12 protein-coding genes and 1 riboswitch are annotated in these 15,468 nt (G+C 29.5%); of the genes, 3 read left to right on the forward strand and 9 right to left on the reverse strand.

Annotation, left to right across the window (positions count from 1 at the left end):
* Positions 1-318 precede the first annotated feature (318 nt).
* The 9 genes from CDIF1296T_RS16680 to CDIF1296T_RS16720 all read right to left on the reverse strand — a co-directional run bounded on the left by CDIF1296T_RS16680 (position 319) and on the right by CDIF1296T_RS16720 (position 11,785).
* Positions 319-1,080, reverse strand: coding sequence for an ATP-binding cassette domain-containing protein (locus CDIF1296T_RS16680; RefSeq protein ID WP_003438780.1), 762 nt, complete (start codon positions 1,078-1,080; stop codon positions 319-321).
* A 15-nt stretch (positions 1,081-1,095) separates the two neighbouring features.
* Positions 1,096-2,631, reverse strand: a complete 1,536-nt coding sequence (locus CDIF1296T_RS16685; RefSeq protein ID WP_009898350.1) for an ABC transporter permease/substrate-binding protein — start codon at positions 2,629-2,631, stop codon at positions 1,096-1,098.
* Positions 2,632-3,042: 411 nt separating this feature from the next.
* A complete protein-coding gene (locus tag CDIF1296T_RS16690) occupies positions 3,043-5,283 on the reverse strand; it encodes an ATP-binding cassette domain-containing protein (RefSeq protein ID WP_009898354.1) in 2,241 nt (746 codons plus the stop codon).
* Between the two features lie 526 nt (positions 5,284-5,809).
* Positions 5,810-6,610 (reverse strand): PIG-L family deacetylase, encoded by an 801-nt coding sequence (locus CDIF1296T_RS16695; RefSeq protein ID WP_009898355.1) that lies wholly within the window; start codon positions 6,608-6,610, stop codon positions 5,810-5,812.
* 390 nt (positions 6,611-7,000) lie between these two features.
* Complete coding sequence (gene hslO, locus CDIF1296T_RS16700) at positions 7,001-7,876, reverse strand: Hsp33 family molecular chaperone HslO (RefSeq protein WP_003428049.1); 876 nt, start codon at positions 7,874-7,876, stop codon at positions 7,001-7,003.
* A 282-nt stretch (positions 7,877-8,158) separates the two neighbouring features.
* Positions 8,159-8,905 carry a class I SAM-dependent methyltransferase gene (locus tag CDIF1296T_RS16705; protein WP_009898357.1) on the reverse strand — a complete coding sequence of 249 codons (747 nt, stop codon included), beginning with the start codon at positions 8,903-8,905 and terminating at the stop codon, positions 8,159-8,161.
* Positions 8,892-9,137: a small, acid-soluble spore protein, alpha/beta type gene (locus CDIF1296T_RS16710; protein ID WP_009891674.1), complete on the reverse strand. Its 246-nt coding sequence runs from the start codon at positions 9,135-9,137 to the stop codon at positions 8,892-8,894. Before CDIF1296T_RS16710 ends, CDIF1296T_RS16705 begins: the two co-directional genes overlap by 14 nt.
* 130 nt (positions 9,138-9,267) lie before the next feature.
* Entirely contained in the window at positions 9,268-10,386 is a 1,119-nt protein-coding gene (locus CDIF1296T_RS16715) for an N-acetyldiaminopimelate deacetylase (RefSeq protein ID WP_009898360.1), read from the reverse strand.
* 205 nt (positions 10,387-10,591) lie between these two features.
* Positions 10,592-11,785: an L-serine ammonia-lyase gene (locus CDIF1296T_RS16720; protein ID WP_003422058.1), complete on the reverse strand. Its 1,194-nt coding sequence runs from the start codon at positions 11,783-11,785 to the stop codon at positions 10,592-10,594.
* A 322-nt stretch (positions 11,786-12,107) separates the two neighbouring features.
* Here CDIF1296T_RS16720 and dapA (CDIF1296T_RS16725) point away from each other — a divergent pair, with 322 nt between their 5' ends.
* The 3 genes from dapA (CDIF1296T_RS16725) (at position 12,108) to dapA (CDIF1296T_RS16735) (ending at position 15,419) form a co-directional block, all read left to right on the forward strand.
* Entirely contained in the window at positions 12,108-12,989 is an 882-nt protein-coding gene (gene dapA, locus CDIF1296T_RS16725; RefSeq protein WP_003438799.1) for a 4-hydroxy-tetrahydrodipicolinate synthase, read from the forward strand.
* Between the two features lie 77 nt (positions 12,990-13,066).
* Positions 13,067-13,241: riboswitch (Lysine riboswitch) on the forward strand.
* 172 nt (positions 13,242-13,413) lie between these two features.
* Positions 13,414-14,415 (forward strand): aspartate-semialdehyde dehydrogenase, encoded by a 1,002-nt coding sequence (locus CDIF1296T_RS16730; protein WP_003422061.1) that lies wholly within the window; start codon positions 13,414-13,416, stop codon positions 14,413-14,415.
* A 116-nt stretch (positions 14,416-14,531) separates the two neighbouring features.
* A complete protein-coding gene (gene dapA / locus CDIF1296T_RS16735; RefSeq protein WP_003422063.1) occupies positions 14,532-15,419 on the forward strand; it encodes a 4-hydroxy-tetrahydrodipicolinate synthase in 888 nt (295 codons plus the stop codon).
* Positions 15,420-15,468 lie beyond the last annotated feature (49 nt).

Raw genomic sequence — 15,468 nt, forward strand, 5'->3', positions numbered from 1 at the left:
AAAGATAGCATATTATTTTATTTTGTTTTTCACATTCTTTGCTAATATTTTGATTTATTTTATGGCACACAAAAGACACTTCTATTTGAAGTGCCTATCTACTCTGTATATTGAGCTTCTTATTTCAATTTATTATAATCTTCAACAGATACAGGTTCTAGCCATTTATTGAAATCACCTTCAGCAGTTACCTTGTCTACAGCCAACTGCTAAATTCCCTTCTATACCTTAATCTAACTTTTCCACTTCAAGTATACAACTTGAAGTTAGCTCTAAATCAATAGTTTTTATCACAACAATTTGATTTTAAATTTAAATTTATTCTTTTAAATTATCATCATCTATTATAGATTTTCTTATATTCAATAACTGGTCTACAAATTGGTTAGCAGGAGTATTTAAAATATTCTCAGGAGTATCATACTGTTGAACAACTCCATGATTTAATACCAAAGTCTTTGTTCCCAAAATCAAAGCTTCATAAATATCATGCGTAATAAAGATAATCGTAACTCCTGTTTTTTTATGAATTTCTTTTATCTCTTTTTGTAATTGCTTTCGTGTAATCTCATCAACTGCACCAAAAGGTTCATCCATTAATAAAATTTCTGGAGAAGAAGCTAAAGCTCTTGCAATCCCTACACGTTGTTGCTGACCACCTGACAATTCTGATGGGTAACGCACTTTCATATCATTTGGCAATCCCACTATTTCCATCCATTTGTTTACAGCACTTTTTACTTCTAATTTATTCTTTTTACTTAGGAGATTTGGTACATATGAAATATTTTCTTCAACAGTCATATGAGGAAAAAGAACACTTCCCTGTACACAATATCCTATTCTTCTTCTTAATTTAATTAAGTCCTCGTTTTTGATATCTGTTTGGTTTATCAAAATATTTCCTCCATCTGGCAAAATCAGACCATTAATCATTTTTAAGAGTGTTGTCTTACCAGAACCAGATGAACCAATTACAGTCAAAAACTCTCCTTTTTCTATATCTAAATTAAGATTATCTATTATAGTTTTATCATTATATTGTTTTTTAATATTTTTAAATTGTATAATAGGTGTCATTATATTTCCTCCAATTTATAAAAGACCTTTCTTATTCAGAAACTCACGAGCAACTTCTCTAGGTTCTAAATTGTTGTTTTCTACGTCATAATTCATTTTAGCCATTTCTTTATCAGTCAAAATATCTCCAACCATCTTAAATACCTTTGATAGTTCTGGATTTTCCTCTAATACTTCCAAACGAACAACATTTCCACATTGATAAGATGGGTAGAAATTTTTATCATCTTTTAGAACTACAACATCTGAAACACTATACTGACCATCAGTTGTAAATATAGGCATTACGTCAATCTTACCTTCATTGATAGCTTGGTATTTTAATCCAATATCTAAATCAACTGTATCTTTAAAGTTCAGTCCATATGTATTACACAATGGAGTATATCCATCCTCTCTCTCATAAAAGTCATATTCAGCTCCAAATGTCAATTTAGAAGATACATCTTTTAAGTCCGTTATATTTTTTAAATTGTATTTATCTGCAACTTCTTTTCTAACTGCTAATGCATAGCTATTAGAAAAACCATACATACCAGTCCATTGCATTTTAAGTTTAGTTTTGTATTCCGACTGTAGTTTACTAAACATACTTTCAGTATATAATTCATTTTTCTTAAGTACCATATTCCAGCCTGTACCTGTATACTCTGGATAAATGTCAAATTCTCCATTCTTCATAGCTGGCTGGATATTAGATGTTCCCCCTCCTACACCTTGTGTAATTTCCACGTTTAGACCTGTGTTTTTTTCAATTAAAATATCCAACATCTCACCAAGAATATATTGTTCAGTCATAGGTTTAGTAGCAATATGAATAGTTTGAGTCTTTGAAGGATTAAATAAATAAGACGTAAAGATAGTTGCTATAAGAATAAGGCTTCCTAGAATGGCAAAAACTTTTTTTCTATTTTTCTTTTTTCTTTTTCGTTGAAAAAATTTTTCTACCAGCCCTAAAATAAAATCAAATATTAAAGCTAATAGAGCAATAAGTATACTTCCAGTAATTGTCATTATTGTGTTATTTGTCGTGATTCCTCTATATATGGCTACACCTAGGCCTCCAGCACCTATAAATGAAGCGATACCAGCTAATGCAATTGTCATAATCACCATATTTCTAATACCAGACATAATAACAGGTAGGGCTAACGGAAGTTTTATTTTATACAATATCTGAAAATCTGTACTTCCCATTCCCCTAGCTGCTTCAAGAATATTTTTATCCACATTAGTAATTCCAGTATATGTATTTCTAACCATTGGCAATAATGCATAAATGGTAAGTGCAATAACAGCAGTAGTATTTCCAATTCCGGAAAATGGTATCAGAAATCCTAGCATAGAAATAGATGGAATGGTGTATAGAAAATTGATAGTTCCCAATATAGGTTTAGAAGAATTATGAAATTCACTTACAATAATACCAATTATACCACCCAAAACAATCGCAATTATTATAGAAATAATAGAAATCATCAAATGTTCTATGGATAGCTTTATAAAAAAATCACTTCTTTCAGATAATAAGGTTAGAATATCATTTATCATCCATCTCTCTCCTTTTATAAGTTTTACTTAACAAGATTTAAATTTTAATGTAGTTAATCTTTATTGTTTATACATCAGCAAATCGTCATCAAATTATTTCACAAATTATATTAAGATTATAATCGGAACCTCCCATGACTGAAGTCACAAGTGTGTATAGCCATTTTTTAATCAAACTTGCAAGTAGACACAAAAAAGTAACTATTAGAGACTCCATCCTCGATATTCTCCATAAAAATAAGAAAAAAGGTCAGAACCGTTAAAATACTAAAATTTAAACAAATTTCTGACACTTTATTTAATTAAATTTGAATATTTCTCACATTATTTATTACTGTTAAGTTTAATTATCATTTTATATACCCATTATATTTATTAAAATATCATTATAATTTTATTATATTTTATTTATTATACTATATATTTTGCTGTTAATGATATTTTATTGTTACATAATTGTTTTGGAATACCTTCAAATATTACTCTCCCGCCTTTTGTTCCTCCTTCAGGTCCCAGCTCAATAATCCAATCAGCTCTTTTAATTACATCTATATTGTGTTCAATTATTATGACCGTATTTCCATTATCTACAATCTCTTCAATTATACTTATAAAATTCTCAATATCAGCCATATGAAGACCTGTTGTTGGTTCATCTAATATATACACTGAACTTTCCTTATTTAATTCACTAGCAAGCTTTAATCTTTGACACTCTCCTCCAGACAAAGTATCAAGAGTTTGTCCTAAAGTAAGGTATCCAATACCCATTTTTTCAATACATTGTAATTTCGTTTTAATCTGTTTTAAATTAAAAAACTCAATTGCGTCTAAAACAGACATTTCAAGAACTTCAATTATATTCTTCCCTTGAAACCTATATTCTAAAACTTCTTTTTTAAATTTTTTACCTTCACAAACATTGCAGGTACTCTTTATACTCTCCATAAAAGCAAGATTCATTTCTACTATTCCAGAACCCTTACAGTTATCACAAGCTCCTTCTGAATTTGAACTGAATAAAGAAGCATTTACGCCATTTGTTTTTGAAAATATGCTTCTTATGTTGTTCATAATTCCACTATATGTTGCCAAACTCGACCTTGAATTTGCTGAAACAGGGCTTTGGTCTATAAGTACAGCACTAGGATTTTGCTTTAAAAATTCATCCTTAATCAACGTACTTTTACCTGCTCCTGCTACTCCAGTAACTAAAGTCAATACACCTTTAGGTATCTTAATCGATACATTTTTTAAATTGTTTTTATTACAATTTTTAACTTCTAAATATCCACTATGTTCTCTTACACTTTCTTTAATAGGAAGAAATTTACTTAAAGCATTCCCTGTCAAAGTACCACTTGTAAGTAGATTTTCATAACTGCCTTCATACACAACTTCTCCACCATACTTACCTGCCTTTGGTCCTACATCTACAATATGGTCTGCAATCTTAATAACATCTGGGTCATGTTCAACAACTATAATTGTATTCCCTTTATCACGCAATTTTTTTAAAAGATTATTTAATTTATACACATCTTTTGGATGAAGTCCTACACTTGGTTCATCAAAAATATACATTAAATCTACAAGATTACTATTTAAATACTTAACCATCTTTATACGCTGAGATTCCCCTCCTGATAGAGAAGATGTCTCTCTATCCAGTGTTAAATATCCAAGACCTATATCTATGATACTGTTTAACTTTTCTATTATTCCTTTAATTAAAGGTTGTGCTTCTGCCTCATCTATACTTTTAATAACTTCAGCCAATTCATCAATTTGCATACTAGTTAAATCTGCTATATTATAACCATTAATTAAAGACCTATATACTCTTTCATTAAGTCTTCTTCCATCACATATAGGACATCTATCTTCTATAAGAAGTTTACTCAATTTTTTCTTAGTAGCTTCAGATATTTCTCCCTCTCTACTTAAGTATAGGCGATTAAATTTAACCATTAGTCCCTCATATGTCATGTTAGTTTGACCAGCATTTTCTATCTTAATCTTTTCTGCTTTACCATGCAAAAACTTTTCCAATTCTACTTCTGAATAATCACATATCCTCTTATTAATATCAAAAAATCCTGATTCAGCGAATATATTCCAATGCCAAGAACCCACTCCAAACCCTGAAAGCAATATAGCACCTTCATTTAATGATTTATTCATATCAAGAATTTGGTTCATATTAGGAACTAGCTTTTTTCCAAGCCCATGACAGTGTGGGCACATACCATCAATATTATTAAAAGAAAACATATTGGCATTACCTATATACTCACTACCAAACCTTGAATATAAAGCTCTTAAAAAGGAATTTACATCTGTAATAGTACCTAGGGTTGACCTTGAATTTCCACCAAGTCTACTTTGGTCTATGATAATTGGTGTTGACAAATTTTCTATACAATCAGCTTTAACCTCTCCATACTTAGGTAAAAAACTTCTTACAAATGTACTAAACCTTTCATTTAGTTGGCGTTGTGATTCTTTTGCAATTGTCTCAAATACAATAGATGACTTTCCAGAACCCGACACCCCTGTGAATATGGTTATTTTTCTTTTTGGTATTTTTAAGGAAATATTGTTCAAATTGTTCTCTTTGCAACCTTTTAAAATTATAAATTCATTGTTCATATTTTACCTCCTGCATTATTTTTCTTTAAATTATTTAGAGAAAATCGTAATAATAGTTGTTAGTTATACATAAGTGAAATACTATTTTATTAGATTACTCCTTTTTTTATAAACACAGGTCAAATTATAGCATGTAGATTTTATCTGGTAGTATAGTGTAGGGTTTGATTTTTATAAAAAATACAGTTATTTTATTTAAGCGTAATTGCATCTATTCTACCTAAATATCATCATTATATATGAGTGTTAAATTATATAAAATTCTTAAGTTAATAATCTCAAAATGGTATTAGTTACATAAAAAAAGTATCTTGCCTATGATTTTAAAACCATAAATAAGATACTATGTTTTACACTGTTTCTTCTTTCACAAATAATTCTATACAATTACTCAACTTAACTTTAAAATTTTAAACACTAAAAACCTCTATCTTTAAATCTTTAAATAAAACTAAATTTCCAATACCTTCAAAACTATAGAAAATTCCAATCAACTTATCAAACATAACTTACTACTTATAAGAAATTAATCTTCACTTAATACAGACGTAAGTTCAGGGTCATTTAGAAGATGTTCAAAATAACTATGTGCCGAAATATATCCTATACCATACATTTTACGCTTTGAATTTACAACCTTATATTCATAACAAGCACTCTTAACCTTATTGTAGTCATCAAAATCCATTGCTTTATAGATAGCTCTTTCATTTCTTGGTATATACTTTACATATTTTGGCTTAACAAAATACAAGTCATCTTTTATCTTACCTTCACGTTTAAGTTTCTTTAAAACTTCCCCATTCTTTCTATGCATTATATGGTCATCATACTTATAGTGATGGGCTATATGGGTCACATTGCCTTTAAACTTATGTTCAAAATCCAATATAGTCTTTTCCATTAATTCATAATGTATGCCTTCCTTTTTATCTATATCTGCAAGTATAATCACATTTTGAGGTTTCACTCCAAGCTCTCTCAAAGCTGATTTAAACTCGTTATTTCTAAGTTCTTCCTTTTGCTTCCTAGTTAAATTTCTAAATTTTGTGTTAGCTTTGAAAACGTTAACTCCAGAACCATCTGATACTAATACCACATATACATTATCAACACCACACTGTTTTATAGCATCTACAATGGCACTTCCTCCCCATAAAACCTCATCATCTTGATGTTGAGGATAAAACACTGCTGCTGATTTAAATTTTCTACTATTACTCTCAGGAATAGGTATTTCAAGTTTTCCGTTAAAATTCTTTGCAATTAAAAATATCATCAATAATATTAATATACTTATTCCTATGTACTTCGTTTTACTTTCCATATTTAAAATTTTCTCCTTCTTCTGAACCTCCCATGATTAAAGTCACAGGGTTACTACTTCATAGAATTTCGTATAATCAACTCAAATATCTTATAAACCTTTGTGTAAATCAAGTCTAAATATACAAATTATTTTACAATATTTTATTGTTTCATACAATCTTTGACACGAACTATAATAAAATAAAAAAGCCTTCTAACTGCAACATTGCAAACATTACAGCCAGAAAGCTTCTTAATTCTTAAAATTTATTAAGCTTAAAAATTTATTAAACTTATTTTTTAATATAAATATGTCTATTATTAATAAATTATACTTTAATTACTATATCAATACGACTTTACTATATTACTATAACATTACTTATATCAATACAACTATTTTTATAGTCTACATTTCCTTTAAAATTTCAAGCAACTCTTCTTCACTATACATATACTTCTTATTACAGAACTGGCAACCAACTTCTGCTTTTTTATCTTCTTCTATTATTTGAGCCAATGATTTTTTACCAATTGCAACCAAAGCAGTTTTTACTCTTTCTTTTGAACATTCACACATAAACCCAACTTCACAGGTATCAAGTATTTTAGGTTCCAAACCATCCAAAACAATATTTAATATATCCTCTGGTGATTTTCCTTCTTTTAACATGTTAGTTATAGAAGGTAATTTAGCTACATTTTCCTCTAACTTAGCAATAGTCTCTTCTTCTGCATCTGGCATTAATTGAACTATAAATCCTCCAGCAAACTCTACTTCATCTTCTTTTGTAAGAACACCTAAAGCTACTACTGATGGAGTCTGCTCTGATACAGCAAAATAATAAGTAAAGTCTTCTGCAATTTCTCCACTTACCAATGGATAAGTCCCATTATATGGTTCTCTAAGACCTAAGTCTTTTATAACTTTTACAACACCTTCTGTACCTACTGCTGCTGCTACATTTAACTTTCCATTTGGATAGTCTTCAACCTCTACTTGTGGATTTCCTACATATCCTTTTACCATTCCCTTAGAGTCTGATGTGGCGATAATAGTTCCAATTGGACCTCCACCTTTTATTATTACAGTCAATTTATCACTATCATTTTTCATCATTAATCCCATTATAGATGTGGCTGTTAATGTTCTTCCAAGTGCTGCTGTTGCTACTTTTGTAGTTTCATGTAATCTTCTAGCTTCTTCTACTGTATTTCTAGTAGTTGCGACAAATGCTCTAACTTGACCATTTCCTGATGTCGCTCTTAGTACATAATCTCTCATTAATATTCCTCCATGTCCCGTTAATTGTCTTATTTTTATTATATTACTACCTTAATTTATCTATAAATACTTATCTATCTTAACCTTGGGCAAAACCCATTTTATTTTAATTTTACTAAGTAATAGTTACTATATTTTAATTTTTATCTATAGAACTTTATAATTATTAAAAAATAAAAGTCATAAAGTATCATCACTTTACTTTTAATCTATAAAACTGCATTTTCTATATTTTTATATCATGGTTATTTTTAATAATTATCTTATATAGTCAAGAATATCTTATTTTTTACATACAAAGAAGATTCTTTGACTTTCTTCACTAGGTTTGTCAAATGTAAAATCCCCATAATATTTTATATCCTTAAATCCAGATTTTTCAAGCATATCAACTATCTCATCTTCAGTATATGCTCTTTGTTGGTGTATCTCTTCAAATCTTTCAAACTTTCCACATTCATCTTTAATAAAGAATGTAAGTTCCATTTCAATTAGATTCTCTTCTTCATCAAAGTAATTTTGCCACATATACGCTATATCTTCTCTATTTTCTCCATACATGTTATTTCCCAATATGTTGGCTAATTTATAAAAAGAACTTATATCAAATATGAATATTCCATCTTTCTTTAATAATTCATATGTCTTTGAAAATACATTTTCCAAATCATCATCATAAGTTATATAATTAAATCCATCACAAGCACAAAGTACACAGTCCAAATCAGATATTTCAAAATCAAGCTCTGATATATCTTGTTGAAGTAAAACTAATTCTACTCCTTCTTTTTCTGCCTTTTCTCTTGCTACACTAAGCATCTCATCAGATATATCTATACCAGCTATATCGTAATTTTTTTTAGCCAATGGAATTGTAAGATTACCCGTACCACATGCCAATTCCAATATATTTTTTACTTTTACACCTTCACTATCTATTATATCTTCTATATATTTAACCCAACCATTATAATCAACTTCATTCATAAGTTCATCATATACAAACGCAAAATCACTATATTGACTCATCCTTTTTATTCTGCTCCTCCACAATCTTTTTAAGCCTCTTTTTGCGTGATGTAAGCATACCTCCAATTCTTCCTGCTTCCTTAGCTGTAAGTCCTGCCCATCCACGTTCACCAACTTTATCCATAAGACCTAGTTCTGAGGCTATCTCATATTTCATTATATCATCATTTGTCAATATTTTAGTATTCTTGCCATTAGTTATCTTCTTTTCTCTTTGTACTTTTTCTTTCAAAAAAATCACCCCTTCTTATTTGTATTTTTGTCAATTAAAATAAATTTATACAAATATGTAAGGGGTATTTATTAATACACTTTTTTTAAATTTAGGTATTTATGCTTTTTAATCTTTATAATTTATTTTCCTAATCTATTGCTTCTTTGTATTTTAATAATTTTAAATAAACATTCAATGCATTTACACATATCTTTTCATCAAAATTAAAGTTTATATTATGAAGACCATTTACAAATCCTTTTTCTTCGTTTCTTGAACCCAACATAAAAAATAATCCTGGAACTTCTTTTTGATAATAAGAAAAATCTTCTGATATCATAAGTGGCTCTAACTCTACAACAGTATCACTTCCAATAGCCTCTACAAACTCTTGATACAAATCCTTGTCATTTTTAACAGCAATATAATCATCTATAATATTTATATTAACCTTACAGTTATAAGCCAATTCAAACCCTCTAGCAAGTTCTCTAACTCTAAGCTTCATTTTCTCATACACTTCTGGGCTGAAACATCTCATAGTACCTTCCATCTTTATATTTTCAGCTATTATATTTCTTCTAGCTCCCCCTTCAATTCTACCAATAGTCAACACTGCATTGTCTATTGGGCTTATATTTCTAGACACTATAGTTTGAAGTGAGCTTACAAAGTTTGAAGCTATCACTATACCATCAATACCATTTTGTGGCATAGCCCCATGTCCACTTTTAGACACTATTTCTATGTCAATATCTCCTATTTGAGCCATAAAATAGCCCTCTCTTGTACCTACATAACCTTCTGGTAACTCTGGATATATATGAAGCCCATATATTTCATCAATATTGTATTTTCTAAGCACTCCTTCATCTATTAAAGCTTTTGCTCCCCCAGGACCTTCTTCTGCTGGTTGGAATATAAATACTATATTATCATTTAAGTCTTCTTTATTATCATTTAAATACTCAATTAATCCAAGTAATATAGTAGCATGTCCATCATGACCACATAAATGTTTTACCCCTTCTTCACTATGAAGACCATCTATGTCAGCTCTAAAAGCAATATCTTTTTTAGGTCTTTTACCTTCTATTACACCTACTATACCTGTTTCTAAATAAACTTCATACTCAATTCCTAATTTATCAAGATAATCTCTTATATATTTTGAAGTCTTATACTCTTTTCTCCCAATCTCTGCAATAGGATTTAATGACTTCCTATGTTTATAAAGTTGTTCTTGTAAATATGATGCCTCTCTCATGTAATCTCCTCCAATTTCTAATTTATTAAAAAATATTTCTATATTTCTTTATAATTAAAATATTATATAGCATGTTATACTAATTAAAAATAAAAAGCTAAATTGAATATAAAAATATTTTGCATTATTAAATAATTCACCATTAATAATAATTCCCCTGTTTCATAAATCAAAACAGAGGAATTATTATTGGAAAATTTTATTTTTAGCAAGAGAAGAAATGTTTAGCAAGTCCACCCTTAGCTGTTTCTTTGTACTTATCCATCATATCTATACCAGTTTCTTTCATTGTTTCAACAACTTGGTCTAAGGAGACAGAATGTGAGCCATCAGTTAGTAATGCATAATTAGCTGCATCATAAGCTCTTTGAGCTGCCATTGCATTTCTTTCTATACATGGAATTTGAACATATCCATATACAGGGTCACAAGTCATTCCTAAATGATGTTCAAGTGCTATTTCTGCCGCATATTCAATATGGTCTATAGTTCCACCTTTTAAGTATGCTACTGCTGCTGCTGCCATAGAACAAGCGGCTCCAACTTCACCTTGACACCCTACCTCTGCTCCAGATATTGAAGCGTTAGTTTTTATTATATTACCTATTATTCCAGCTACAAGTAGTGCTTCAATTATTTTTTCGTCATCATAATTATAGAAATCCTGCATTGCAAAGAATATTCCTGGTATTACTCCAGCAGAACCACAAGTTGGTGCTGTAACTATTATATTACCAGAAGCGTTTTGCTCTGAAGCTGCTAGTGCATATGCATATACAAGTGTTGAGAAGCTCTTATCTTTTTTATATGCATTATAAAATGTACTTGCTCTTCTTTTTAATAATAACTTGCCTGGTATTATTTCATCTGTACTTAGTCCATCATCAATAGATTTTCTCATAGCATCTTTTATAGTTTTTATATAATCTTTTATGTCTTTTGGTTCACATTCCAACACAAAATCTACCAAAGTCTTATTATTTTCTTTGCACCATTTTACTATCTCATCCATAGTATCTAAGTGATATATACTATTGCTTTTACTGTTTCTTTGACCTTCTTCTGCTATAGTCCCTCCACCTACAGAATATACAGTCCATTCAGCTGTTACATTTTTATCTTTATCTAAAGCTTCAAACTTCATCCCATTTGGGTGAAAATCTTTTATAATATCTTCTTCCCAAACAATTTCGACTTTTTTAGGTGCTATAGTTTTTTCAATTATATAGTCAGTTAAGTGACCTTTCCCTGTAGCTGCCAAACTACCATATAATATTGCTCTAAAACTTTCTGCATCTGGGTTTTCATTCTTAAATCTCTCTGCTGCTCTTTGTGGTCCCATAGTATGAGAACTTGAAGGTCCACTTCCTATTTTAAAAAGTTCCTTTAAAGTATCCATATTATTCCTCCTAAATTTACGGTATTATTGCTTATTGTTAGATTTTACGCACATATTTATTATAACCTAAATATATTAATTATTAGTTATTAAATTCTCATAAAATTTATTTTTTATTTCCATTTTGGTATATTTTATTAAATTAATATGCATATTTTGAGAATAAAACATTTATTTAAAATTTTTCTAATATTAATATAATATAAATATCTTATTTAAACAGTTAAGATATTAACTATACCTATTAAAATTAATTAATTTGTACTATAATTATTATTGTACTTAAAAAATTAAATTTAGATAAAAAAGGAGATTTGATTATATGTTATTTAAAGGTTCTGCTGTTGCTTTAGTTACCCCATTTACAGAGGATAATAATGTCAACTTTGAAAAATTAGGTGAATTAATCGAATATCACATTGAGAATGGCACAGATGCACTAGTTGTTTGTGGAACAACAGGTGAGGCGACTACTATGAGTGAATCTGAAATTTTTGCTGTAATAAAATATACAGTTGAAAAAGTTAATAAGAGAATACCTGTTATAGCAGGTACTGGTTCAAACAATACTATGTTGTCTGTTCATATGAGTCAAGAAGCTGAAAAATTAGGGGTGGATGGTCTTTTAATAATAACTCCTTACTATAATAAGACTAATGAGAAAGGTCTTAAACTTCACTTTGAAACAATAGCAAATAGCGTTAAGTTGCCAATTATTTTATACAACGTACCAGGAAGAACTAAAGTGAATATAAAGCCATCTGTTGTGGCTGAACTTGCTAAAATAGATAATATAGTTGCTGTGAAGGAAGCAAGTGGAGACTTAGCTCAAGTTGCAGAAATAGCTAAATTAGTACCTAAAGACTTTGCTATATACTCCGGTAATGATGATACTATACTACCACTATTATCATTAGGTGGAAGTGGTGTTATCTCTGTACTTGCTAACATATGTCCTAAAGAAACACATGATTTAGTAACTAAATTCTTTGAAGGTGATATTGAAGGCTCAAAAAAATTACAACTTGATATGGATGCTTTAATTGCTGCCTTATTTATAGAAGTAAATCCAGTTCCTGTTAAAACTGCCATGAACATTTTAGGTTTTAATGTTGGTGATTTAAGACTTCCTCTAGCTGAAATGGAAGAAACTAATCTTAATGTGTTAAAACAAGAATTGACAAATTTTGGATTTAAATTTTAGCAATATTTATATAAATAAGTTGATTTTTTCTTAAATATGTATTATTATTAGAATAATCAAATTTTAATATCCTATTAACCTAGGGTAGAGGTAGCTGTAACTAAGAGTATCCAATAGTAGCTGGCAGGTGTTAATGATTGGAAAAAGGATTTACAGCCGAAGAAAATATTTCTTGCAATAATATTTTCTGGGATTGCACATAACATGTGTAATACTGTCACTTATTTTTGTAGGTGATGAGCTACAGGGTTTACTTTGAGTGATAAATTAGACGTACAAAGTATACCTTTGTACGTTTTTTGTATATAATTAAAGTTGTTAATATAATATTAAAGTTTTTGGATATATAAAAATATTAACATATCTTACTTGTATAACTAAAATAAAATAATGTTTTAATAATTTAAAATTGGGGTGAATTTATATGAAAAAAGTAAATGTAGCAATAGTTGGTGCTACTGGAATGGTAGGTAGAACATTTTTAAAAGTATTAGAAGAAAGAAATTTTCCAATAGAAAATCTATTTTTATTCTCTTCTTCTAAATCAGCTGGTTCTAAAGTAATGTTTTGTGGTAAAGAATATATAGTAGAAGAATTAAAGGAAACTTCATTTACTGATAGAGGCATACAAATAGCATTATTCTCTGCTGGTGGAAGTATTAGTGAAAAGTATGCTCCAATAGCTGCTTCAAATGGAATCTTAGTAGTAGATAACTCTAGTCAATGGAGAATGAATCCAGATGTGCCTTTAGTAGTTCCTGAGGTTAATCCAGAAGCCATAAAAAATCATAAGGGTATAATAGCTAATCCTAACTGCTCTACTATACAAGCTATGGTTCCTCTTAAAGCTCTTGATGATAAATACAAAATTAAGAGAGTTGTTTACTCTACTTACCAAGCTGTATCTGGTTCTGGTGTTAAAGGTGTTGAAGATTTAGAGAAAGGAATGAACGGTAATCCTACTGGATTCTACCCTCATCAAATTTCTTACAACTGTCTTCCTCATATAGATTCATTCACTGAAAATGGATACACTAAAGAAGAAATGAAAATGGTAAATGAAACTATGAAAATACTTGATAACTACGATTTAAAAATAACTGCAACTACTGTAAGAGTTCCAGTAAAAAATGGTCATAGTGAATCTATAAATGTTGAGTTTAACAATCCATTTGAGTTAGATGATTTAGTAAAAACACTTGAAGAAGCTCCAGGTGTTGTAGTAGTTGATAATCCTGCTAAAAACGAATATCCAACTGCTGTAGAATTTGATGATAGAGATGAAGTATTTGTTGGAAGAATAAGAAGAGATTTTAGTGTTGATAATGGTGTAAATCTTTGGGTTGTTGCTGATAATATAAGAAAAGGTGCTGCAACTAACGCAATTCAAATAGCTGAAATGGCTTTATCATACGATTTAGTATAATATACAAACTTGTATAAATATATAATTTTGTAAAATATTAATAGTAACTCAAAAACAAGCATTAGAAGTAACTGTAATATAAAACACAAAAATAAAAAAGAGGGGATTGATTTTATATGATATTTAAAGGTTCTGCTGTTGCTCTAGTTACACCATTTACAAAGGATAACAAAGTTGATTTTGACAAATTAGGTGAATTAGTTGAATACCAAATAGCTAATGGTACTGATGCTATAGTATCTTGTGGTACTACTGGTGAAGCTAATACTATGACTGATGAAGAACAACTTGCTACTATTAAGTATGTTGTTGAAAAAGTTAATAAAAGAGTTCCTGTTATAGCTGGAAGTGGTTCTAATGATACTATGCACTCAGTTAACTTAAGTCAAGAAGCTGAAAAATTAGGAGTAGATGCTCTATTAATAATAACACCTTATTACAATAAAGCTAATAAAGCTGGACTTAAGCGTCATTTTGAAACAATAGCTAACAGTGTTAAACTTCCAATTATACTTTACAATGTCCCTGGAAGAACTTGTGTAAATATAAGTCCTAGCCTTATAGTTGAACTTGCTAAAATTGATAACATAGTTGCTGTAAAAGAAGCTAGTGGAGACCTAGGACAGGTTGCAGAAATAGCTAGTTTAGTTCCAGATGACTTTGCTATCTACTCTGGTAATGATGATACTATACTTCCTTTATTATCTTTAGGAGGTCAAGGAGTTATATCAGTACTTGCTAATGTTTGCCCTCAAGAAACTCACGATTTGGTAGCTAAATTCTTTGAAGGCGATATTGAAGGTTCTAGAAAATTACAACTTGGTATGGATGCTCTAATCGCAGCTTTATTTATAGAAGTAAATCCTATACCAGTTAAGACTGCAATGAATTTATTGGGATTCAATGTTGGAGATTTAAGATTACCTCTAGCAGAAATGGACCCAGCAAATTTAGAAGTATTAAAGAAAGAATTAGTTAACTTTGGGCTAAAAGTTAATGCATAGTAAAGATTAATGCATGGTAAAAAGTAAGTTTGGTCAAAAGTTAGCCCTT

It is taken from the genome of Clostridioides difficile ATCC 9689 = DSM 1296, from assembly GCF_001077535.1.
Taxonomy (GTDB): domain Bacteria; phylum Bacillota; class Clostridia; order Peptostreptococcales; family Peptostreptococcaceae; genus Clostridioides; species Clostridioides difficile.

What these genes read in the sequence shown, in the direction of transcription:
- CDIF1296T_RS16685 (WP_009898350.1), bottom strand. Translation starts at nt 2,631, where the DNA reads ATGATAAATGATATTCTAACCTTATTATCTGAAAGAAGTGATTTTTTT.
- dapA (WP_003422063.1), top strand. Translation starts at nt 14,532, where the DNA reads ATGATATTTAAAGGTTCTGCTGTTGCTCTAGTTACACCATTTACAAAG.
- CDIF1296T_RS16705 (WP_009898357.1), bottom strand. Translation starts at nt 8,905, where the DNA reads ATGAGTCAATATAGTGATTTTGCGTTTGTATATGATGAACTTATGAAT.
- CDIF1296T_RS16715 (WP_009898360.1), bottom strand. Translation starts at nt 10,386, where the DNA reads ATGAGAGAGGCATCATATTTACAAGAACAACTTTATAAACATAGGAAG.
- CDIF1296T_RS16695 (WP_009898355.1), bottom strand. Translation starts at nt 6,610, where the DNA reads ATGGAAAGTAAAACGAAGTACATAGGAATAAGTATATTAATATTATTG.
- CDIF1296T_RS16720 (WP_003422058.1), bottom strand. Translation starts at nt 11,785, where the DNA reads ATGGATACTTTAAAGGAACTTTTTAAAATAGGAAGTGGACCTTCAAGT.
- hslO (WP_003428049.1), bottom strand. Translation starts at nt 7,876, where the DNA reads ATGAGAGATTATGTACTAAGAGCGACATCAGGAAATGGTCAAGTTAGA.
- CDIF1296T_RS16680 (WP_003438780.1), bottom strand. Translation starts at nt 1,080, where the DNA reads ATGACACCTATTATACAATTTAAAAATATTAAAAAACAATATAATGAT.
- CDIF1296T_RS16690 (WP_009898354.1), bottom strand. Translation starts at nt 5,283, where the DNA reads ATGAACAATGAATTTATAATTTTAAAAGGTTGCAAAGAGAACAATTTG.
- CDIF1296T_RS16730 (WP_003422061.1), top strand. Translation starts at nt 13,414, where the DNA reads ATGAAAAAAGTAAATGTAGCAATAGTTGGTGCTACTGGAATGGTAGGT.
- dapA (WP_003438799.1), top strand. Translation starts at nt 12,108, where the DNA reads ATGTTATTTAAAGGTTCTGCTGTTGCTTTAGTTACCCCATTTACAGAG.